Source organism: Streptomyces sp. NPDC004561 (genome assembly GCF_053602155.1).
Genome location: NZ_JBSGDB010000606.1, coordinates 1 through 4,689 on the forward strand (window position 1 = coordinate 1; position 4,689 = coordinate 4,689).

A 4,689-nucleotide genomic window follows, 5' to 3' on the forward strand; every position below is an offset into this window, starting at 1 on the left:
ACGGACACGATGGCACCGGGCCCCGCCAGCAGCGGCATGCCCAGCGGCACGAGGGCCACGTTCACGTCCTTGGTCTGCTTCGGCTCGTCGGTCGTTGTGGGTCTCGACCAGTCCGTCGGTGTAGAGCACCAGTTGATCCCCGGGGCTCAGGTCGAGGGTGGTGGTCTCGAAGGGGACCCCGCCGACGCCCAGCGGGGTGCCGGTGGGGAGGTCGAGCAGCTCGGGCGGCCGGCCGGCCCGGATCAGCACGGGGGGCAGATGGCCCGCGGAGGCCACCTGCAGCCGGTTGCGGTGGGGATCGTGGACCGCGAAGACGCAGGTGGCGATGTAGGGGTCCAGACCATGCGTGATCCGGTCGAGGTGGGTGAGGACGCGCGCGGGGTCGAGGTCCAGGTCGGCGAGCGTGGAGGTGGCGGTGCGCAGGCGGCCCATGGCGGTGGCGGCCGGGATCCCGCTGCCCATGACGTCGCCGACCGTGAGTGCGGTGCGGTCGCCGTCGATCGGGATGACGTCGTACCAGTCGCCGCCGACCTCGCTGAACGCCTGCGCGGGCCGGTACCGGGCGGCGACCTCGAGGCCGGGATGGCGGGGCGAGAGCCGCGGGAGCAGGCTGCGCTGGAGGGTCTCGGCGGCGCTGCGGATGTGATGGTGCATGACGGCGTTGTCTATGCTCAGCGCGGCGCGCGAGGCGAGTTCGCAGGCGAGGGCGAGGTCGTCCTTGTCGAAGGGGACCGGGTTGCGGGCGCGGGCCAGTCCCATGACGCCGATGATCTGTTCACGGGCGATGAGCGGGATGGCCATGTCGCTGTGGACGCCGGCCCCGGCGAGCAGCTGGGCGGCCTCGGAGTCCGCGGCGATGCGGTCGATGCCGCCGCTGTCCAGATGGGTCATCAGCAGCGGGTCGCGGGTGCGGATGCAGTGCGCCGCCGGATGGTCGGCGTGGTAGGTGGTGAGGCGGCCCGGCGGGACGAGCGCCTGCGCGGCGTCGGTGGAGTAGGCGGTCTTCACCGCGAGGGCGCGGAACAGCGCCGGACCCTCGCCGACGTCCGTACGGCCCGTCCGCAGCACGGAGTCGAGGAGGTCCACCGCGACCATGTCGGCCACGTCGGGCACCAGGACGTCGGCCAGTTCCTGGGCGGTCCGCTCCACCTCCAGGGTGGTGCCGATGCGCGCCGACCCCTTGGCCATCAGGCGCAGCCGCTGCTGGGCCCGGTCGGCCTCCCGGGCCGCCCGGTACCGGTCGGTGACGTCCACCACCACCATGGCGATGCCCAGCGCGTGCCCGTGGTGGTCCTCCAGCCGGTAGCACGACACCATCCAGGCGCGGTCGTTGTCCGGGTCGGCGGGGGTACGGCCCACGACCTGCTGGTCCACCAGGGGGACGCCGGACGCCAGGACCTTCCGCATCTTGGCCTCCGCGGACAGGAACGTCGCGCCGGGGAGGATCTCGCGGAAGTGCCGGCCGACGTGGTCGGCCTCGGCGACGCCGTGCATCGCCGCCAGGGCGGGGTTGACGACCACGTACCGCAGCTCGGTGTCCAGGACGGACAGACCGATCGGGGCCTGGGCGACGAGCCGGGTGGACAGGGCCACGTTGCGCTCCATCCGGCGCAGGGTGGACCGGTCGGTGGCAAGTCCGAGCGCGTAGTGGTCGCCGAGGTTGTCCGTCAGCCGCATGTTGCGGAACTCCACCAGCCGGGTGCTGCCGTCCTTGTGCCGGACGGGGAACGCGCCCGCCCAGCCCCGGCCGGTCTCCATCACCTCGGCGAAGAGCCCGATCGCGGCCTCCTGGTGCTCCGGGCGCAGGAGCAGCGGAGCCGCGTACTGCCCGACCGCCTCACCGCGGGCGTAGCCGAACAGCTCCTCGGCCTGCGGGCTCCACATGTCGATCCGGCCGTCGGCCTGCAGCAGCACCGCGGCGACGCCCAGCAGATCCATCAGCCCGGTCGGGGCCGACACCCGCTCATCGGGAGGATCCGCCTGCCGCGGGTGCTGCTCGCCTCGGCTCATCCCTCTCGCTCCTTCCAGCCACCGGCCCCGACCGCCGCGCCCGCCCCGGCACGGCGGGCGGATGCGTCGGACTTCTCGCAGGTCGGCGGACCGTCCACGGTGCGGCACGGAGCGTTCGGTAGCCAGGGGACGCGCCGTGGCGGTCACCGTGTCTGAAGTTGGTCCCCCGTCCCGGCCGGCCCGGACGAGATCCCTGCCGTGCTCGCGTCGACGCCCCGGCCGTCACTCCACTACTACCCCGCCCTCCGTGCACCAGGCGAGTACGGTGCCCCCTGCCGGCCTCGAAGGGGCGGTAACCGCGCGCCGCGGCGGCTCATTCGGGTACCGGGCCGGGACCGCCGCGCGCGATCCGTGCCAGGTCGGTCATGAGGGATTCCAGCCAGAACACGGTCGCGTAGTACTGCCGCGGGGCGCCGGCCGGCTCGGCGACGAGGCCCGCCGGGGCCGGGGCGATCACGGGAACCGAGGCGGCCGGGGTGTCGCCGCCCGGGTCCAGCGCCGCCGAGACCAGCAGCATCCGCCCGGCCACCCGGTCCCCCAGCACGCCGACCGACTCGGCCGCCGCCGGGCCCAGCCCCGTGCGCGGCGGCTCCAGCAGCCGGTTCGAGCCCCACAGGGTGTGGTGACCGGTCATCAGCGTCGCCTGCCAGTCCACGTCCGGCAGCGTCACCCCGCCCCGTCGGCCGCCGAACGGCGTCGGCTCACTCTGGAACTGCACATACGCGGACTCCGCGAGGATGACCGCGTGCCGCAGCGAGCCGTGGCGCGGCGCACTCGACGGCGCGGGCACCGATCCCTCCCCGGCCACCGAGGCACTGGTCGCCACGACGATCTCGGCCGCCCTGCGCAGCAGCTCGGCCGCCGCGAAGCGCAGCTCGTCATGGGCGCCGCGGGGCCAGGCCAGCAGGCCGAACACCGCGCCGATCGCGCTGCCGACCAGCACGTCCAGCATCCGCACCTCCGCCAGCTGCCAGGTCGGCGGCGCCAGCTGGGCGAAGACCAGGGCCACGAGCACCGTGAACAGGCCCTGCGCCCAGCCGACGCCCTTGACCGGTCCCACCGTGAAGGTGACCAGCATGAAGAGCGGCAGTACGACGGCGTAGACCGCGGTGTCGGTGCCCACCGTGGCCAGCATCCCGGCGGTCACCAGGGCCCCCACGAGGGTGCCCGTGAGCGCCCGGCGGACGGTGCTCCAGGTCTCGTCCATGGTGGTCCGGGTGAGGGTGAGCGTCGCCAGCGTGGCCCAGAACCCATGGGGCAGCGTGTCCACGCCGGCCACGAGCCGGGCCGCGGTCAGGGCCAGGGCCAGGCGCACCGCGTTCTGGAAGAACACCGACCGGCGCTCGGCATGGCCGCGCAACCGGTGCCACCACAGCCCCGGGGCCGAGACCGTGGCGTACCAGAAGAACACCGACCGGCGCCCGGCGTCGCCGCGTGACCACTGCCGGACCAGGCCCGGGACCCGGGTCGCCGTGTACCAGAAGCGGCCCGGCGGCACCCCTGTCGAGGCCCGCCGGCCGTGCACCGCGAGATCGGCCGCCGAGCCCATGGCCAGAGCGGCGTCGGAGAGCTCCAGCACGGCCGCGTGCCGGCGCAGTTCGGACGGCGGGAAGCCCGGCCCGCCGGCGGCCCCGTCGGCGGCGGCCGTCCCCGCGGGGACGCGGCCCTCGGACAGGGCGGACAGCGACGCGCGTGCGGCGACCAGGGCGTCGTACCGCGCCACGGGTGGCGTCCCCGTCCTCAGACAGGTAGCCGACGCCATGGCCAGTCGGGCCACCGCCCGCAGCACGGCGGACACCTCGGTGCCCGGCTGGTCGCCCGGTGTGACCGGCAGCCGCGTCAGCCGGCCGAGCAGGGTGCGGGCGGCCAGGCCGGTGTGGGCGAGGGCGCGGTCCCGCACCCCCGGCCCCGCCGGCCGGTCCGCCTCCGGCACGGCCCGTGCGCGCAGCCTCCGCCCGGCGTCGACGGCCGCCCGGACGTCCGCGTCGGTCAGGGCGTACGGAGGCTCGGTGAGGAGCGTCGCGTGGTGCGCCGCGGCCGTCGCGGCCCGGGCGGCCCGCTCCCGGTACGGCAGCGGGGTGGGCTCGGGAAGGATCAGCGCGTCGGCGGCGGCGAGCAGGACCATCCCGGTGGTCGTCCCGATCAGCCGGGCGTCGAGCGAGCCGGGGTCGTACGGCGGGAACGACGGCAGGATGTAGAGGAGCTGCAGGCCCGGCGCCGCCCCGGCCGGGCGCGGGCCGCCCACGGCGGAGAACGCCAGCGCGAAGCCGACCACCAGCATGCCGGCCACGGCGCTCCAGGTCCGTACCGACAGGAAGGTGCCGACGATCACCAGCAGCCAGCCCACCGGCAGCAGGCTCAGCACCACCGTGGCGCGCTGCCGCCCGGTGCCCGGGATCCTGGACAGGCCGCCCAGCGCCACGGCCGCGAACAGGGCGTAGGTCGCGGCCACAGGTGAGCCGAGGCCGTAGCGGAAGAGGTAGAAACCGGCCGCGGCCACCAGCGTCACGTGTATCGCCCGGCGGCCCGAGGCTGCGTAGGCCGCCGGGATCCGTCCGGGTGGAACACCGAACACCCTTACAGACTCACGCATCCCCGCCTGTCCGGCACCTGCGCGCGCCTCCGCCCCGGGCCCGGGGCGGAGGCGCGCGCAGGTGCCGGACAGGCGGGGATGCGTGA

Annotated in this window: 1 protein-coding gene and 2 pseudogenes; all 3 read right to left on the reverse strand. The window is 75.2% G+C overall.

Going from position 1 to position 4,689, the window contains the following annotated elements; translation table 11 throughout:
- Window positions 1–92: pseudogene (locus ACWEN3_RS41775) on the reverse strand (MarC family protein); the annotation flags it as partial.
- Window positions 91–2,010: pseudogene (locus ACWEN3_RS41780) on the reverse strand (SpoIIE family protein phosphatase); the annotation flags it as partial. The pseudogenes ACWEN3_RS41775 and ACWEN3_RS41780, both read right to left, overlap by 2 nt.
- 313 nt (window positions 2,011–2,323) lie before the next feature.
- Entirely contained in the window at window positions 2,324–4,519 is a 2,196-nt protein-coding gene (locus ACWEN3_RS41785) for an FUSC family protein (protein WP_452982564.1), read from the reverse strand.
- Between the last annotated feature and the right edge of the window lie 170 nt (window positions 4,520–4,689).